The 17,383-nt window shown below is 39.0% G+C and carries 18 protein-coding genes; 2 read left to right on the top strand and 16 right to left on the bottom strand.

Annotation, left to right across the window (positions count from 1 at the left end; translation table 11 throughout):
* Positions 1-22: 22 nt before the first annotated feature.
* From H8S17_RS00090 to flgM, 14 genes are all read right to left on the bottom strand, one after another.
* Complete coding sequence (locus tag H8S17_RS00090) at positions 23-985, bottom strand: polysaccharide deacetylase family protein (protein ID WP_207723336.1); 963 nt, start codon at positions 983-985, stop codon at positions 23-25.
* Between the two features lie 107 nt (positions 986-1,092).
* Complete coding sequence (locus tag H8S17_RS00085; RefSeq protein WP_186865726.1) at positions 1,093-2,049, bottom strand: LicD family protein; 957 nt, start codon at positions 2,047-2,049, stop codon at positions 1,093-1,095.
* Between the two features lie 18 nt (positions 2,050-2,067).
* Complete coding sequence (locus H8S17_RS00080; protein ID WP_186865725.1) at positions 2,068-2,988, bottom strand: LicD family protein; 921 nt, start codon at positions 2,986-2,988, stop codon at positions 2,068-2,070.
* Between the two features lie 53 nt (positions 2,989-3,041).
* Positions 3,042-3,521: a flagellar protein FliT gene (locus H8S17_RS00075; RefSeq protein WP_186865724.1), complete on the bottom strand. Its 480-nt coding sequence runs from the start codon at positions 3,519-3,521 to the stop codon at positions 3,042-3,044.
* A 25-nt stretch (positions 3,522-3,546) separates the two neighbouring features.
* The gene (gene fliS / locus H8S17_RS00070; protein ID WP_186865723.1) at positions 3,547-3,921 is read right to left on the bottom strand and encodes a flagellar export chaperone FliS; all 375 of its coding nucleotides are present in this window, start codon (positions 3,919-3,921) and stop codon (positions 3,547-3,549) included.
* Between the two features lie 26 nt (positions 3,922-3,947).
* Positions 3,948-6,230: a flagellar filament capping protein FliD gene (gene fliD / locus H8S17_RS00065; protein WP_186865722.1), complete on the bottom strand. Its 2,283-nt coding sequence runs from the start codon at positions 6,228-6,230 to the stop codon at positions 3,948-3,950.
* A gap of 12 nt (positions 6,231-6,242) precedes the next feature.
* Entirely contained in the window at positions 6,243-6,653 is a 411-nt protein-coding gene (locus tag H8S17_RS00060) for a flagellar protein FlaG (protein ID WP_178051842.1), read from the bottom strand.
* A 91-nt stretch (positions 6,654-6,744) separates the two neighbouring features.
* Entirely contained in the window at positions 6,745-6,960 is a 216-nt protein-coding gene (gene csrA, locus H8S17_RS00055) for a carbon storage regulator CsrA (protein ID WP_186865721.1), read from the bottom strand.
* 2 nt (positions 6,961-6,962) lie between these two features.
* Positions 6,963-7,421, bottom strand: a complete 459-nt coding sequence (fliW, locus tag H8S17_RS00050; RefSeq protein WP_178051840.1) for a flagellar assembly protein FliW — start codon at positions 7,419-7,421, stop codon at positions 6,963-6,965.
* Positions 7,422-7,726: 305 nt separating this feature from the next.
* Positions 7,727-9,331 (bottom strand): flagellin N-terminal helical domain-containing protein, encoded by a 1,605-nt coding sequence (locus tag H8S17_RS00045; RefSeq protein ID WP_186865720.1) that lies wholly within the window; start codon positions 9,329-9,331, stop codon positions 7,727-7,729.
* 20 nt (positions 9,332-9,351) lie between these two features.
* Positions 9,352-11,205 carry a flagellar hook-associated protein FlgK gene (gene flgK / locus H8S17_RS00040; RefSeq protein WP_186865719.1) on the bottom strand — a complete coding sequence of 618 codons (1,854 nt, stop codon included), beginning with the start codon at positions 11,203-11,205 and terminating at the stop codon, positions 9,352-9,354.
* A gap of 29 nt (positions 11,206-11,234) precedes the next feature.
* Entirely contained in the window at positions 11,235-12,977 is a 1,743-nt protein-coding gene (locus H8S17_RS00035) for a flagellar hook-associated protein FlgK (protein WP_186865718.1), read from the bottom strand.
* 23 nt (positions 12,978-13,000) lie between these two features.
* The gene (locus H8S17_RS00030; RefSeq protein ID WP_330595575.1) at positions 13,001-13,513 is read right to left on the bottom strand and encodes a flagellar protein FlgN; all 513 of its coding nucleotides are present in this window, start codon (positions 13,511-13,513) and stop codon (positions 13,001-13,003) included.
* A gap of 22 nt (positions 13,514-13,535) precedes the next feature.
* Positions 13,536-13,817: a flagellar biosynthesis anti-sigma factor FlgM gene (gene flgM / locus H8S17_RS00025; RefSeq protein WP_186865717.1), complete on the bottom strand. Its 282-nt coding sequence runs from the start codon at positions 13,815-13,817 to the stop codon at positions 13,536-13,538.
* A 176-nt stretch (positions 13,818-13,993) separates the two neighbouring features.
* On the opposite strand from flgM, the gene H8S17_RS00020 reads away from it, so the two are divergent.
* A complete protein-coding gene (locus H8S17_RS00020; RefSeq protein WP_186865716.1) occupies positions 13,994-14,941 on the top strand; it encodes a fibronectin type III domain-containing protein in 948 nt (315 codons plus the stop codon).
* Between the two features lie 68 nt (positions 14,942-15,009).
* Here H8S17_RS00020 and H8S17_RS00015 read toward each other — a convergent pair whose 3' ends face one another.
* Together H8S17_RS00015 and ymfI are read right to left on the bottom strand one after the other, a co-directional pair.
* Positions 15,010-15,357, bottom strand: a complete 348-nt coding sequence (locus tag H8S17_RS00015; RefSeq protein ID WP_178051304.1) for a helix-turn-helix domain-containing protein — start codon at positions 15,355-15,357, stop codon at positions 15,010-15,012.
* A 143-nt stretch (positions 15,358-15,500) separates the two neighbouring features.
* A complete protein-coding gene (gene ymfI / locus H8S17_RS00010; protein ID WP_186865715.1) occupies positions 15,501-16,235 on the bottom strand; it encodes an elongation factor P 5-aminopentanone reductase in 735 nt (244 codons plus the stop codon).
* A gap of 275 nt (positions 16,236-16,510) precedes the next feature.
* Here ymfI and hpf point away from each other — a divergent pair, with 275 nt between their 5' ends.
* Complete coding sequence (gene hpf / locus H8S17_RS00005; protein ID WP_178051308.1) at positions 16,511-17,038, top strand: ribosome hibernation-promoting factor, HPF/YfiA family; 528 nt, start codon at positions 16,511-16,513, stop codon at positions 17,036-17,038.
* The last annotated feature ends 345 nt before the right edge of the window (positions 17,039-17,383 follow it).

The raw sequence follows: 17,383 nt of genomic DNA, 5'->3' as shown, positions 1-17,383 counted from the left end.
CGCCCATATCCAAGCTATATCTCTAAGCCTGTCCCATTCTCTTGTAATTTTCGCTCTTTGGCGGATAATCATTACAGTCTAACCGCGGCAGTTTCATCACATCGTCGATTTCTAAATCTGCAATCCGTACTTCTGTCGTCACACCTACACATGCACCGTGTTCTTTTGCATAGCGGATCACGTCTTCATTATAACTTCCATAAGGATAATTCATTGCCCATTTCCTGCTATCAATAAATTCATCCATGATCTCTAGAGCTTTCTGCATATCTTGCTGCATCTTCTCTTTTGAAAGATTCCCTAACCAGTAATGGTCATATCCATGCACCCCGATATGCATTCCATGATGCTTTAGTGTACGTATCTGTTCTGCTGTCATATATAATTCATGTGCTAACTGCTGTTCTGAAATGCCTACATGCTCTACGAACAGTTCACTTGCAATGCGATTACGCAGTTCCTCCGGCAAAACTGTCTGTAACATTCTTTTCACAAAGATCACTTCTTTGCTGTCGAAGCGGTTGCTCTTTGCATATTCCTGAAATAATTCCTCATTAGAAGGATAGGAATATTCATTCCCTCTGTAATGATCCATGCGTTCTAACAGATCTTTTAAAATAATATGGATATCTGTACTTGCAAGCAGATAATGGATCTTATTAACATCTAACAGCTCATATGTCGTAAATGTCTTACCGGGTATAAAAAATGACCCCTGCACACCTAATTCATCTAACACCGGAAAAGCAAATGTATAATTATCAATATAGCCATCATCAAATGTCAACAGCATCGGATCTTCCGGCAGTTTATAATGACCACCCGCCGCCTCCATCACTTCTTCCATTGTTACGATATGGAAATGCTCTTTCATAAACAGGATCTGTTCCCGGAACAACGAACTGTCTAACCCCTTGATATCCGGATATCTGGAATTTTTTAAATCCCTTGTATAATGATACATTGAAATATATAGCTTTGACATATGACTTTTCTTCCTGATTCTCTTATTTTCTGATCTGTTATCGCATATTTTAAATCATTTTATTAAAAGATCTAATAAAATATATATCGATCTTTTCATATCTTTTCTTAACATTCTAACAGTTTATGTATATCTGCATGATCTTCTTTTGTCTCTTTCTCTAAATACTCACGCAGAAGCTTTTCCTGCTTTGCATAAAACGGATAATCATGATCCGCTCCGCCACGCACCGGTGTCATATAATCTCCATAATCTATCTGTAATATATGGCCATATCCCTTAGGAACCGGCAGGGTGATATTTTCAAAGGGCATTTCCACAGATTCTTCAAACCATTCTCTTTTCCACCTGATTTCCGGTCTGTCAATCCAGTAAAAGACTTCTGCAACCTCACCGCCTTCATCCTGCCCATACATCTGGCTCACATGATCAAGTAACAAAAGCAGCTGCGGAAGAATCTTCCGCGAATGGTCAAAAGACATCCGAAATAACTGTTCGATCTGTGGAAGAACATCTGATACATCTTCATCTTTATCACGCAGGCAGATAATTGTTGAATACAACATTTCTGTAATATCCGAAAAAAATTCTCTTTCTTCTGAATTATCCGGCAAGGTATCAATCACAAAAAGATCAATCCCTACTGCGTAAGGGCATCCATGATATTTATGCAAATACTCTTTCGAACATGATATACTTGTCCCATTTAATATACGGGCAAATGGGCGGTTTCTTTCATGATCGCTGCCTATTTTCATAAAATAGTTTCCACATATATCATTATTTTGCACTGTTTCACACAATTTACGGTAGTTCTCCCTTGTCATTGCCAGATCAATATCATCATCCCATGGAATAAATCCGTGATGACGCACTGCACCAAGCAATGTTCCCCAATCTGCAAGAAACGAAATATCATACTTTTTACAAAATTCACGAAAATCACATACCACCTCAAGCTGTGCTGCCCAGGCTCGTTTCATCATCGGCTCGATATAAAATCCATCTCTTGTTTCCCCTTCAAAATAGCTTTCATCAAATCGCAGTTTTGGTTCTTTTTCCATTTTATCTGTATTCCTCTGTTATTTTCCGGCTTCTTTTTCCAAATACTCTCGCAATATTTTTTCCTGTTTCGCATAAAACGGATAGTCATGGTCTGCCCCACCACGTACCGGTGTCATATAATCTCCAAACATATTTGTAAGAAGTTTATCATACTCATACGGAACCGGGAGGGTTATCTTTTCAAACGGAAGTTCTGTATATCTTTCAAACCACTCTTTTTTCCACACGAGTTCCTTTCTGTCGATCCAATAGCAGACTTCTGTAACCTCTGTGCCATTTTCATCTTCATATAACCGGCTTACTTCATCTAATAGCAGAAGTAACTGTGAAAATACGGATTTCGAACGGTCAAACGTGACGCCAAGCATTTCTTCGATCTGCGGCAGAATACCTGAAACATCTTCTTTTCTCGCACATACGTGAACTGCACCAAGAAGCATCTCCGTAATATCTGCTAACAGTTCTCTTTCCTCTGATTCCTCTGGCAGTATGTCAATAATAAAAATATCTACTCCTACAGAATAAGGGCATCCATGGTATTTATATAGATGCTCTTCTGACCAATCAATCTTCGCAGAATTTGTGATTCTTGCAAATGGCAGATTCATTCCTTCATTTTCTCCTACACAGTAAAACGTATAGCCTTCCGGAAAATCATTTTTAGAAATCTCGAGGAGCCTTCTATAATCTGCCCTAGTCATCGCAAGATCGATATCATCATCCCACGGAATAAATCCCTGATGACGTACTGCTCCAAGTAATGTTCCCCAATCTGCAAAGAAATGAATCCCATACGCTTCAAAATACTCCCGCAGATCACATACCACTTCAAGCTGGGCTGCCCAGGCTCGTTTCATCATTGGCTCAACATAAAATCCCTCTCTTATTTCCCCTTCAAAATACTTTTCATCAAACTGTAATTTTGGTTCTTTTTTCATATTTTTTTCCCACGCAAAAATGGCACGCAGAAAAACTGTGTGCCATTCTCTGATTATTTTCTGTTATCTACAACACTTGCTCCTGAGTAACTATTCTGTTTCATCATATTCTGATAATACTGTTTTACCACTTTCTGACTGTTTCGGACTCCTTTGACCTGTTTGCGGATACCGGAAAATTTCTGCATTGCTTTCTCTTTGTTACGCAGTTCCTGCGTCTGGATCATCGCAGACTTCTCTGTAATCTCCTTGATCAGATCCTGCATCTGTGAGATCTGGCTGACATATTGTGCTCTTTGCGCCTGCAATTCATCTTTTACCCGGTTATATAATTCTTCAAATCCCTCATCAAGTTCATTTAGCTTCCGTATCATCTGATCCTTGTCACTTAAATTCTGTTCTAAGGATTCTGGTGGCAAATTAGGATCATCTAGAAGAATTTTCTGCTGGCGGTTTAATTCAATAATCTGATTTAATACCGTTACTTTCTTCTTTAAACTTTGTAGCATTATATCTACATAATTCTCATTCATGCTGTAATCTCCCATTCACACCCCATTATGCATGCGCAACTTTCATAACCTCTTTCCATGTATCACGCATGGTCCGAAGATATTCTAGTACTTCTTCTAGCACCTCTTTATCTTTTTTTACATTTGCCTCCACTAAACGCTCTTTCAGATACTTATAAACAGCATCAAAATCCTTTGCTACCGGATATTTGTGATTTAACGTAATCTGAAATTCCGAAATAATGTTCTCAACTTTAATGATATTATTATGTGCCTTCTCTAAATCCTTTTCTTCTAATGCCATAATTGCTATATTGCAGAATTTAATTGCTCCATCATATAACATTAATGTCAATTCTGCTGGTGTTGCAGTTGCCACTTTGCTGTTGGCATATGCTGCATACCCATTACTCTTAATCATCAGCTAACCTCCTTGTTTGGATGATTTTATCCCAGCATACTAGCCAATGATGACTGCTGGCTTTGTAATTTTGCAAGTGCAGATTCCATCGCAGAGAATTTCTTGTAATAAGAATCTTCCATATCCTCTAGCTTCTGTTCCCACTTGCTGATGGTTTCCGTATAATCACTATACTCCTTTGCCATCTCTTTGTCATTATATACAACATTAAAACTACTGATTGTTGTCGAACGCATCTTTGCATTGATCTTATCATATACTTTGGATGTTAATTCTTTAAAGAATGTCATAACTGTATCCGGATCTTCAGACAATGCTGCCATCAGTTTATCTGCATGACCGGAAACAAGGGAATCCTCAGAATCTCCGTCAATATGGAATGCATTTTCCTCATTTTCAGAAGCATTTAACACGCCTAATGTCTTTATGCCAAAACTCGAAAGACTGTATGACTTTCCATTGATAGTAATGGATGAGAGCATGGTTGTTGTCATAGAGCTCTTTAAACTCTCAAGTGTGCTATCACGGCGGAGAAGCGAATCTTTAATTTTTGTTTCCCACTGCTCCACTTCTTTATCTGTCATTGCCTCTTTTTCATCAGATGTCAGCGGCTCCATATTTTTTGCTACATCCGCATTGTAAAGTTTGGTCATTTCATTGATTAATGTATTGTACTCTTTGAGCATACTCTTAATCTTGTCATACATTCCCTGTGTATTATTAGAAACTGATACTGAAATATCATCATTACCAGTTGTCGCATATGCCTCAATCGTTAATCCGTTGATTGTAAATGTATTGTCAGAATCCTCATATCTTGCTCCATTCACATAGATGACTGCATTTTCTGCATCCACCCTGGTTGCACCAGCACTTACCGGAAGTGCTGACGGATCTTCAAGAACATTTGCTGCATTACTGATCTTAGCCGTCACACTGTCCGCTGTAAAACTAGCATCATTTAACAGACTGTATTTCTCGAGATATGCTTCCGCATCATCATATTCTGCCTGAAGATCTGAAATCAATGCATCAAGATCTGCTGCATTTTTGACCTGATCAACTGCATCTGCGTTTGCAGTATCTTCCTCATAAGAGGATACTGTACTAAGTGCTGTTTTATATGCGCTGACTGCAGCACTGTCTACTTCTACAATTTCAATGCCATCTTTATTTGTCGTCTTTTTAGCTAAGCCGGCTTCTAATTCCAACTCTTTTAATTTTTCATCAGCATTTGAAAGTGTAATGCCCTGTGCATTTAAGTCTGCCTCTGACACTCCAAATTTCTCATCACTGCCTTTTTTCTTGTAAGTACCATCATTCTGCTGCTCATAAATCGTGCCATCCTGTGATACATATTTACCGTCTAACTTAGATTCAGCTAAGAGATTTTTCAGAGTAGTTTCCTTTGTGGTATCATTCAGTTTAGAAGATACATTCTGTGCAGTCTGATATGCTTTTGCATATGCAATCTGGGATTTATTATTCGTCACCGTTGTACGGTATGTCGTCATGTTTGTCAGAATAGAATCCATCTCTGCCTTCGTCTTATCTTCACTGTAAACACCGTTTGTAATGGCTTTTCCGTCTGCGTCAAAGCCTGTGATATAGGCTTCTCCATTTTCATTTTTTGCATAAGAAGCCCATGCCTTATACATGGTCATATCTGCATTTGAATTTACAGCTAATCCTAAAGAGGCTAATGCGCTTGTACCTGCTGCATCTGATCCGGAAAGCGAAAAATCATTTTCTTTTCCTGACTTTGCTGCAGCAACATAAATTCTATGATTTGAAGAATCAAAATTCGCATTTACACCTGCACCCTTTAATGCATTTACAAATTCAGATACTTTCATATCCTCTGTAACCGCAATATCAGTAACTTTATCACCACTTGCTACGGTAATTGTGCCATTTCCCGCTGAATAACCAAGATCTTTTAAAGTACTGCTCTCTGTAATGTCTGACTTCAGCTGCGCACCGGTTAAATAACCGCTTTTTGCTGTCTGTTCAATCTTAACAGCATAGGTTCCGTTTACAGCACTTGAACTAGCAGAAACCTTTGCTTTTGTACTATCTGATACTGTTGCTGAACGCAGCGAATATGCGGATGAATAACGCATACTGCTGATATTATTATAAAAACTGACAACTTTTGTATTTAGTGACTTCCACGCATCCTGTTTCCATGATAATTTGGTCTGAGCTTTTGTATATTTCTCAGTTTTCTTACGATACGCTGATACTAACTCTGATACTAACGCCTCTGTATCAAGTCCTGAATTCATTCCTGTAATCCTGATTGGCATATGCTTATCCTCCTATCTCTTTTCATCTACCATAAGGCCTGCCATCTCCCAGACCTTTGCGATCATATCAAGTGTCTTTTCCGGTGGATACTCTTTAATTACTTTCTTTGTATCCTTATCTACGATCTTGATCGTGACACGATTCGTTGCATCGTGGATTCCAAATATTGCTTCAGAATTTTTTACATTCTTATTGATCTCATCTACTGCTTTCTTCATCGCTTCTGTTCCACAGCCAACGATAACTGCTTCATCTTCACCATTTAACGCATTTTCCTGTGCAGCCGGAGCATCTGTCTGCTTATCCGAAACATCTGCCGAAGTGGCAGCTGAAGCTGTCTTGTCAGTTTCTGTGACTGATTCCGGACCTGACGTACTTCCCTGATAAGCCACACCCGAACTTTTAATACCTTCAATTACCATCTTAACCACCTCCGTGTGATCCCTGTTCTGCTGTTTTACTTTTATTTTACATATCTTTCAATTTTTATATCGGTTTTTTCCAATAAAAAAATTAGAATAATTTTTTTATTGCATCTACACTTTCCGGTGTGATTGCTGCTTTATTTTCATTTTCGATCTGCAAATATACTTCTTTACGGTAGATCGGGACTTCTTTCGGTGCAGAAATACCGATCTTCACCTGATCTCCGCGGATCTCTAATACGGTGATCTCCACATTGTTGTTAATGACTAAGGATTCACCTTTCCGTCTTGTCAATGCCAGCATTTCTATTCACCTTCTTTCTTTCCGTCTTTTACTTTGTCATAAATCTTGTATTTTACCGGATATTCGTCTTCTACGATCACCTGTGAAGCTTTATTTGTTGCTAAATTGACAACTACCGGTGCTTTTAAATTGATCGACATCTGTGTAATATCTGTCGGTACGGTAACCGTTACTAAAACTAGCATATCCTCATCTCTGATCTCGCCTAAGGTCTGCCATGTTTCATCACTGACAGACGGATGATAATCCGGTACTAATTCGTAAGGACTCATGACCGGCATTGCAAAACATTCCTCATCCATGGACTGCAGCCATTTGATCTTTGCTTCTTTTCCGTCCTCTACATCAAAAATCAGTGCAAAATGTTTCATATACGGGAATCCGATGATTCCCTGATCAAAGGTAAGGATCTTTTCATCTTCAATTTCAATTTTTCCAAATAATCTTGTATCTGCTTTCATGCTATCTGTCCTCATTTCTGTTTATTACAGTTTAAAGCTGTCTGATACGGTAACTTCTGTTACAGCCGCCTGCACACTCTTTGTATACAGGCGGCTGCCACTTTTAGCAACTATTCAAACCCTACTCATATATTCGCAAAACCGCACGATAAATCGTGCTTTACCGCTGCTTTGCAGCTATTTTGCTCATATATGAGGGCGGTGGCTCTATTCGAGCCACCTTACGAATCATAAAAATTGCTACTTACATACAAGCATGACGTATCAATTTTTATGATTCTAAAGGGTTTCGAATAGTTACTATTTTAAATATAATTCAACAATGTCTGTTTTTCTATTTTACTTGAAGCAAGCAGCGATGCCTGATATGCATTGTAAGCTGCTGTATAGTCAATAATGATATCAGAAATATTCCTGTCTTCATTGTCAGATTTCAACTGCTCTACTGTAAGCTGCTGGTTGCTCATTCTTGACTCTGTCATCTTAAGCTGGTCACCTCTCGCACCAACTTCTGTATATGCCACATTCAGTTTTTCCATATACTGATCAAACTTACCGATTCCGGCACTGTATAAGGATGTCAGACGGCTGTCTGCATAATCTGCTTCTTTCTGTGCAGCATCTAACCATTCCTGTATCTCATCCTGATAATCTGCATACTGTGCTTCTGACTTCATTGCTGTCAGCTTATCAACTTTATCATGTGCATTGATCGCTGCCTGTACGGAATCTGTCAATTCTACGACATCCTGATAAATACTCATGTCAAATACTTCATCTGCCTGCATATTCACCTTAATGGTCTGATTCAATGCAACTGTATAATTGATATCTTCATAAATCTTACTGCCATCTGCATTATATTTGGTATACTTGATCGGATTTGCCGCATCACTGACATCTGTACAGTTATAATAATATTCCGGGCGAAGTTCTCCTTTGTCAAAACCGGTTTTCTGATAATCGATCGTAAACGCTGCCTTATTTGACTTTAAGTCATTAGAGATTGAACTTCCAACGACCAGATCTCCTGCATCTTTGATAAAGACAAGTTCATTGGCACCGACTGTCTTTGTGCCGTCTGCACTGGCTGCTTCCCATGCTTTCTGTGTATCATACACAGTCATGGTGACTGCATTTCCATCTGCATCTAATACCGGATCGCCAAATTCATCTTCTGCAGGATAAGTCACACTTCCATCCGGATTCGTTGTTGCTGACTGCTTTGAGAATGTAACTTCTGTATTGCCATAGGAATAACTTAAGTTAGTGATCTCATCTACTTTATCATATGCAAGCCGGATACGGTCAAAACTGCTCTTTGAAATATCTGAGATATTACCTGTATTCTGTACGTCTGCTACCGTATTCGGCACATCTACCGATCCACTGTAATAAGTAAATTCTCCTAGATCTTTATAAGAAAAACTCTGTGAGATCTTATAAGATGTATCTGTTTCATCTTCCATAAAGGTAAGCTGTGAATTCGTCTTAAATCCCGTAAATACTGTTCTTCCTGCATTATCTGAATTACCTTCTGAATAAAGCTGGGATTTTAAGGCTGTTAAACTCTTTAAGATCGTACTTCTGTCATCTGCTGTCAGGTAGGAGTTTGTACCTGTTACGCACTGTGTTCTGACATCTTTTAAAATCTTATTCATATTCTTAAATGCTGTTTCTGTTACTTCTAACCAGGTCTGTGCATCCGGAATGTTTTTCTCATAGTACTGGTTGATCTGGCTTAATGTACTTCTAAGGCGCAATGCACGGATTGCAATAACCGGATCTTCCGAAGGTCTCTGGATCTTCTTCTGGGATGACATCTGGTTATTCAGATTATTGACATTTAATTTATTTCCATTGATATTGGAAGATGTCGTATTTAACATCATATTATTTGTTATACGCATACTCTTTCCTCCTGTAGTGCTTATACGCCTGTTTCATTGATCAGCTTATCGTACATTTCTGACATACACTGCACCATTCTCGATGCTAAATTATATGCATTCTGGAATTTTACGATATCTAATGCTTCTTCGTCTTCATCAACACCTGCGATTGAAAGCCTCTGATTCGTGATCGCACTTGCAATATCCGTAAAGTTGCTGCTAAATATCTTAGATTCCTGTGTATCGATCGTAATATCTGAAATAATACACTGTAAAAAGCTTTTTGCACTTCCTCCGCGGAAAAGCTTTACATCACTCTGTAATTTTAACATGGCATCTACGATTTCATGTGCATCAATCTTCTCACCTGTTACATCTGCTGTCGTTGCGAAGATACTCGAATCCCTGATACTTGCATCTGCAACATTAAAATTCAATGCATTCATCTGGTAATAGCTGTTTGATGTAGAGGAAATAACAGACTTCGTTCCATCTGTCACACCATTTGTACCTACATTCTGATCTGCAAAATCATATTCTGAACCATCGTATTTCTTAGCGATAAAGAATGCTCCCATCGGATCTCCGTTTAAATCCTGTCCGCCCTTCTGATAAGCATTAAAGCGTTCACTAAAAGCTCTTAAGAACTCACTCATCTGGCTCATGTAATATGGGATTCCCATGGCATCGATCTTATCACCGATTTCTGCATATCCTCCACGTAAATTATTGATCTCGTTCGCATCTAAATTCGCTTCGATTTCAAATTTATAGGATAATATCTTACCGTTTTCATCTACTTCGGCAGTAAAACTATTATAATAATATTCTTTATTCTTAATGGTGATCACACCTTCAGACGCCATCGACATAGTTTCGATCGTGTTCATCGTTGATGGTTTGATCGTAATCGTCGAAGATGTTGCTGATGTGATCTTACCCTGAAAGTTTTCTTCATTATTACCATCTCTGATATCAAACAGTGCTTTTAGGGAACCATCCATAGAATCTGCATTCATGTTGAAATTCATTCCCGTATCTGCCCAGACGATATCATAAAGACCTTCGGCATCTGTCTGCCATACCTGATTTTCTCTGGATACACACTTTAAAGTAGTATATTCATAATTATTGACTAATGTCTGTCCATCGATCTTAACGATATAATTCGTTCCACCGGTATACATATCAGGATAATTGCTGTTTGTAACCGGAGATTCTGCTGCTGTGATCGGAACGATCTTAGAAAGTTCGTCAATAATCAATGCTCTCTGATCTCTCAGTTCATTTGCTGTTCCACCCTGAATTTCAATGGAATTGATCTGTTTTGTCAATGCTGCGATCTTCTGTGCACTGGAATTGATGCTTTCCACAAGTGTTTTGATCTGGTCATTACAGTCTTTCTGAAGCTTCACCAGTCCATTAGAAACATCATGGAAATAAGATGTAAAGATCTGTGCCTGACTGATAAAATTCTTACGGACATTTTCATCACCGGCATTACTTGTCAATTCATTCAACTGGTTGAACATATTCGTAAAGATTGTGGAAAATCCCGGTTCGTTTGACTCCTTATCCTGAAAATAATTCTCAATCTGGTTTAAGAAGTTTAACTTCGTTTCAAACATACCGACAGAGGACTGGTTCTCCCAGTATTTGGTATCGTAATACTCACTTCTGATCGATGTGATCGATGTCGTTGTAACACCGGTTCCGATCGTACCGTATTTCTGATATACACGTAATGCATCGGATGCCTGCCGGTTTGCTACCTGCTTCGTATATCCTTTTGTCTGTACATTTGATATATTATTGGCTGTAGTATTGACTGCTGTCTGAAATGCATTCAGTGCAGATGATGCTATATTTAATCCAAAAAATGTAGATGGCATATATTTTCACCTCTTTCTGTGCCGAACCCTTAACCCATCTGTACGATCAGTGTTTCGATCATTTCACTGATCACATTGATAAATCTGCTGGCCGCATTGTAGGCATTCTGATATTTGATCATGCTTGTAAGTTCTTCATCGGAAGATACGCCGAGCACCTGCTGCCTTGCATTGTCTGTCGTAAGCACGGTCGAGTCCAGATCACTTGCGACCGATCCAAATACATCACCTAATGTTGCCAGTTCCCCTGTCATCTTGTTATAGAACTCACTGAAAGTAACCGGTGTGGTGTCGTGAGGGCTTAAATACATCAGTTCCTTATCCCACAGATCAGACAGCGCCTGTCCTAAGTCATATGCTACCGGTCTCTCTTCACTGCCGTTCTGTTTATATGCAGGAAGTAAGGATTCACTCTCTAAGAGGTTTGGATTCACAGAAATACTTCCTATCGTATATTGAAGTGCTGTATCTGTCGGATCTTCTTCGTTATATACATAATACACTTCACCTTTTTGCGTTGTTATCTTTGTATACCGGTCGCATCCGGTCCTTGTAAATAACTCCTGTGGCGGTAACTGCCCATCAGAGCCGACACAGCAGTTTTCTGCATCTAAGATCTTCGTGCCGGCTTTATAAGTTACGGTATTACCATCTGCATCTGTTCCTGTAATGTCTGTCTTTAATGTGGTATTCGGACAATACAGATCATTGATCGCCGTGACTACTTTATGTACCAGCATATCGATGCTCGCTTCGCTGTTCATCATAACGGAATTTCCAAGTGTCTGGTCATATTTCTTTGCTGAAACTCCGTCTAAATCCAGGTAATTCGCCTCTTTATCTCCACGGGCAAGTATCAATGCTTTTAACTTCCCGTTATCATTTTTCTTTGCAGCAGATATCTGTTCTCCGGTATCATATACTTTATAATACTCACCTTCTTTGGTATTAGAAAGATGATTCCAGTATGGTGTGATAAATCCTGTTACTTTATCTGTCTGCTTACCGATCTCATACACACGCATCTCATCTACAAAAGATACGCCTTCAAAATTAACTTTTACTTCACCATTTGCTAACTCTTTGTAAGTGATCGTTCCATATTGGGCAAGTTCATCTAAAACTAAATCCCTCTGATCCCGCAGGTTCATAGCGGTTTCGATTCCACCTGACTCAATCGTCATAATATCTATATTTAACTGTCTTAGGGTATTTCCCAAATCATTTACCCTGTCGACCGCATCGGAAATTTGTGTATTTAAATTTGACTGGTATTTCTCTAAACCCTGATATACGGCTTTTGCCCTGCTGGCAAATAAACCGGCTTTCTGAACTACCAGATTCTGATTTACGCTGTCTGAAGGATCTTTTGCGAACTCCTCAAAAGCGACCCGCAAACCGGATTCGCCCATCAGTACTTCCTGAAATGCTGTTCCTTCTAATTCCTGAAACAGTGTTTCTACTTCAGTGATCGCTTCAGATGTAGAAGAATAAAACGCCTGTCTTCCGGATTCTGTCCGAAACGTTTTATCCAAAAAGACATCTCTTGCATGTATGACATCACCGATCGATACACCAAGTCCTGACTGGGATGGTCCGATCGCTGCTGTTGTATCAAATGTATCATAATGACGGTCTGCCTGCAGTACTCTCTCTCGTACGTATCCTTTGGTATCAACGTTTGAAAGATTGTTTGCAGTTGCATTCATAGCATTCTGGCTGACCTGAAGTCCAGATGCTCCTATAAATAAGCTGCCCATTGAATTGGCCATGATTTTTCCCTCCTTATCTCCTCTTATTGTTTGGCATCAAATCCGCTGCCGCCTAACAAATCGCCTGTATTATAAGCATCTTTGTTATAATTCGCAGTTTCCGGTGCCTGCCGCATACTCTTAAACAAGGTAAGGTCAAATTCTACCATCTCAAGTGCCTGATTCAACAGGACTTCATTCCGTTTATTCCATGCCTGCATCTCATTTCCCGTTTCTAAGATCTGATCGCGGATAATGGATAAACGTTCCTGTTCTTTCGGTTGCTGCTCTAAATACCCGATCAGCCTGGTAATGGTCATCTCTTCAAAATCTTTTCCAAGGACATCTGCCATGTCCTTTAATACTGCATCCCTGCGGATATCCAGATTACGAAGCAGTGATGAGATGTCCTGCTCCATTCCCGTGATCTCCTCAAGCTCTGCAATATCTGCCTTTATGATCGCTTCTTTCTTGTTCTTTGATAATTCAACAAGTCTTTTATACTGTGTATTTTCTTCTTCTAAGACTTCTACAAGATTATCCATTAAACTAGCCACTGGTATTCCTCACTTTTAACACTTATTTCTGCAGAGAGTTGTATTTCTCTAACAGTTTGCTGGCAAAATCTCCAGAATCAACTTTATAATTTCCTGACTGTATCCTTGCTTTTAGTCCGGCGACTTTATCTTCCCTGATATCTGAAGCTTCTGCTACTGCCTGCTTGGCAACCTGATAATCATATCCAGCCTGTGAGATGCTTACTTCATCCCGTCCTAAAGCGGCACTGTAAGACTTTTCTGCCTTCGTAGCTTTTGTGTTTTTATAAAGCTGTGTTACCTGATTATAAGCCTCTATACGCATAACAGCATCCCCTTTCTTCCTTGAAATTCGTTATTTTTATAAGCTCTTACACTATTTATCGGTCGTTTTTTTATTTTCCTTAGCATAAAATTCCCAAATTCTCCAAAAAGCACTTGTTCCATCCACACAGATAGCGTATGATATACAAGGAAAAAATCTAAACGGAGGAGAATTACATGAATTCATCAAATTTCAAAAAATCCATTGCAGTCTTTGCACTGGTATTATTTTCAGGCATTCTGCTTGGAACAGGTAACACAAAGGTAGAAGCCGCAAGCGTATCTGCAATATCTTCCCTGCAGCAGACAGCCGCAGACAAGACATCCGCAACAATATCCTTTCAGCCGTCAGAAGATGCAGCTTCCTATAATATATTCTATAAAGAATACGGTGCTGATGATTTTGTACTGGCAGGAAATACAACCTCTACCACGTATACACTGACAGGTTTAAAATCGGCTACAAATTATTATGTCAAAGTAACTGCCGTAAACGGAGCAGATGAAAGTTACGGAGTGACTGATTATGATGTGGTTACTTTACCGGATCAGATGACAGGTTTACATCAGGAACGCTGGTATTATTTCATCAAAGAATTAAATGTCGCATGGGACAGACAGAGTGCCGCTGATGGTTATGAAGTTACTTTATTAGATGATAAGGGTAAAAAAGTAAAATCTTTAACTTTATCCGGCTATTCTAGCAGTATCTCCTTTTCTAAAATGAAAGATAAGGTGTATACCGTAAAAGCCCGTTCCTTTATGACTTACAATGGTCAGAAATATTATTCTTCCTATGCATCCATCCGGTGTCTGAATCAGGCAAGAATTACTAAGATCAAAGTCAATGGCAGCAAATTAAATCTCAAATGGGGAAAAATTTCCGGTGCAACCAGATATCAGATCTATGTATCTACAAACCCAAAAAAAGGTTATAAAAAAGTCGCAACCGTAAGCAGCAAGAAAAACAGCTGCACGATTAAAAAATTCAAAGGCAAGAAATTTTCTTCGAAAAAGACCTATTATGTATATGTAAAAACTGTATGTAACAAGGGAAAATCCAAAAATACTTCCGGTGCCCTGTATTACTGGAACTCAAAAACCAATAATTTCGGCTACCTGTAAGCAGACAAAAAAAGTTCTTCTATGACCATTAAGATCATAGGAGAACTTTTTTCTGCAATCATTTCTGATTAAATTTTCTTTTTCTTCGGTTTCCCAAACTTTGAAAATGTCCTGCCTGTTTCAATATACAGAGGCTTTTTATCTTCCGGAATGCCCCGATAAATGTTTACGAGATGACGTTCTTCCGCATTATAAGGAGATACCATCGGTTCCCGTAGCGTTGTTAATCCGTAAATGTAATCTGTTGTTGTATGAAAATACGAAGCAAGGCGAATTACGGTTTTGGCATCCGGCTGTCTGCGGTTTTGAATATAACCATTTAAGGTTGTTGTTGAAATATTAAGTGCCTCTGCTAATTGCTTTTGAGTAATTCCGTCCTGTTCTAACAGATTACGCAGTTGATTTCCGATGTCCAATACCATTCCTCCTCTCAATGAGAGTTATTGTAATGCATAAATCAGAACATTTTTCTTAAAATATGCAAAACGCAAACGGAAAATATTCAACTCGAAAATAGTACGCAGAATGCGGATTGAATATACGAAAAAAAGAATGGTAATTATATCCACCCTCCATCAAAGCTGATGACCTGTCCTGTCAGATATGCCGGAGCAGACGCTAACTGAAGCAGAAATTGTGCAACATCTTCCGGTTTTCCAAATGCACCTGCCGGAATTTCTTCTTCTAATTCCCTGCGTTCTTCCTCATTAAAACAGGCATTCATCTTCGTATCGATCACGCCGCAGGCAACCGCATTGACCTGGATATTGCTCGGTGCAAGTTCTTTTGCAAGAGCCTTCGTGAATGCATTGATCCCGCCTTTTGTCGCAGAATATGCCACTTCACAGGATGCTCCGCAGATGCCCCAGTCGGAGGAAATGTTCATGATCCTGCCTGATTTCTGTGACACCATATGCGGAATGGCGAGTTTACAGCAGGAAAAAACGGAAGTCAGATTCGTATGCAGAATACGTTCCCATTCTTCATACGACATCTCACTAAGCAGTCCGATATGGGATATTCCGGCATTGTTGATCAGCACATCAACACCACCGCAGAATCCGTTGATCTTTTCAAACATCTGTTCAACAAATGCATGATCTCCAATATCTCCGCAGCAGCAGAGTGTTTCTATTCTAAATTCCTCTTTTAGACCACAGGCAAATGCTTCGAGTTCTTTTTTGGAATGGGCGCAATTTAACACAAGATCATAACCCGCCCTGGCAAATGCATAAGCGGCAGCCCGTCCGATCCCCCTTGAAGCGCCTGTGACCAATGCAGTTTTTCGTTTCATAAGATAATCCTCCTGATATATATTGTCTAAGCATAAATGTCATATATTATGCAGTCATCAGTTCGATACAATACCATTATTATAATGTACAAAACCAGTGAAAGCAAATCTACTAAAAAAATTATAAAGTTTTTAGGAAAAGCATATAAAAATCATATAAATATCAGAAAATTTATTGAAATTATACACAAATATGATATAATATGACCTATACACAGATAGGAAATAACTAGATGACACCCCCATCTGTGAACAAAGGAAAGGGGCGAGACACCATGCGTATTACAATTACAGGAAGAAACATCGAACTAACCGATGGACTCAAGAGTGCCGTAGAAGAAAAATTAGGAAAGTTAGAGAAATACTTTACCCCCGATACGGATGTATTCGTAACATTAAGTGTTGAAAAGGAGCGTCAGAAGATTGAAGTGACGATACCTGTCAAAGGCAGTATGATCCGTTCTGAACAGGTAAGCAATGATATGTACGTATCGATTGATCTTGTAGAGGAAGTGATCGAACGACAGTTAAAGAAATACAAGAAGAAAATCATCAGCAAACAGCAGAGTGCTGCAAGCTTTAAGAAAGAATTTTTAGAGAAAGAATCCGAAGCAGATGATGAGATCCGTATCATCCGGACCAAGAAATTTGATATGAAACCTATGTATCCGGAAGATGCATGTGTACAGATGGAATTATTAGGACATGACTTCTTCGTATTCTGCAATGCAGAAACTGAAAGTGTCAATGTTGTTTATAAGAGAAAAGGTAATACTTATGGATTGATCGAGCCGGAGTTCTAAGGAAGTACAAGAACCTGTCACAACGATGTGGCAGGTTCTTTTTTTGTAGTCCCTATTTACATTTGTGTGTCTGATGTATCAACAGTATAATGATACATTTCACGAATTGCGTATGCAATTAGAAAATCAAGTAGTCCAAATTCCATAAAATGAAATTTTAGGGCAAATTACAGACATTGGCTTGGCTGTAGTATTTTTAAACAACGTGTGTTAGACTACTGTTATACAAATCGTTAAGGAAAGAATCGAAGGTGGTGCAAACGAAAAAGCAGTATTGAGACTTTTCATTAACTGCCCTTTCGTTTGCATCAATTTCGATTTTTTCTGGTTGAACAAAGCGCGTCA

The sequence above is a fragment of the Roseburia zhanii genome, from assembly GCF_014287635.1.
Lineage (GTDB): Bacteria > Bacillota > Clostridia > Lachnospirales > Lachnospiraceae > Roseburia_B > Roseburia_B zhanii.
The sequence above is the reverse complement of the archived record's forward strand: the minus strand, read 5'-3'. Positions and strand labels throughout refer to the sequence as shown.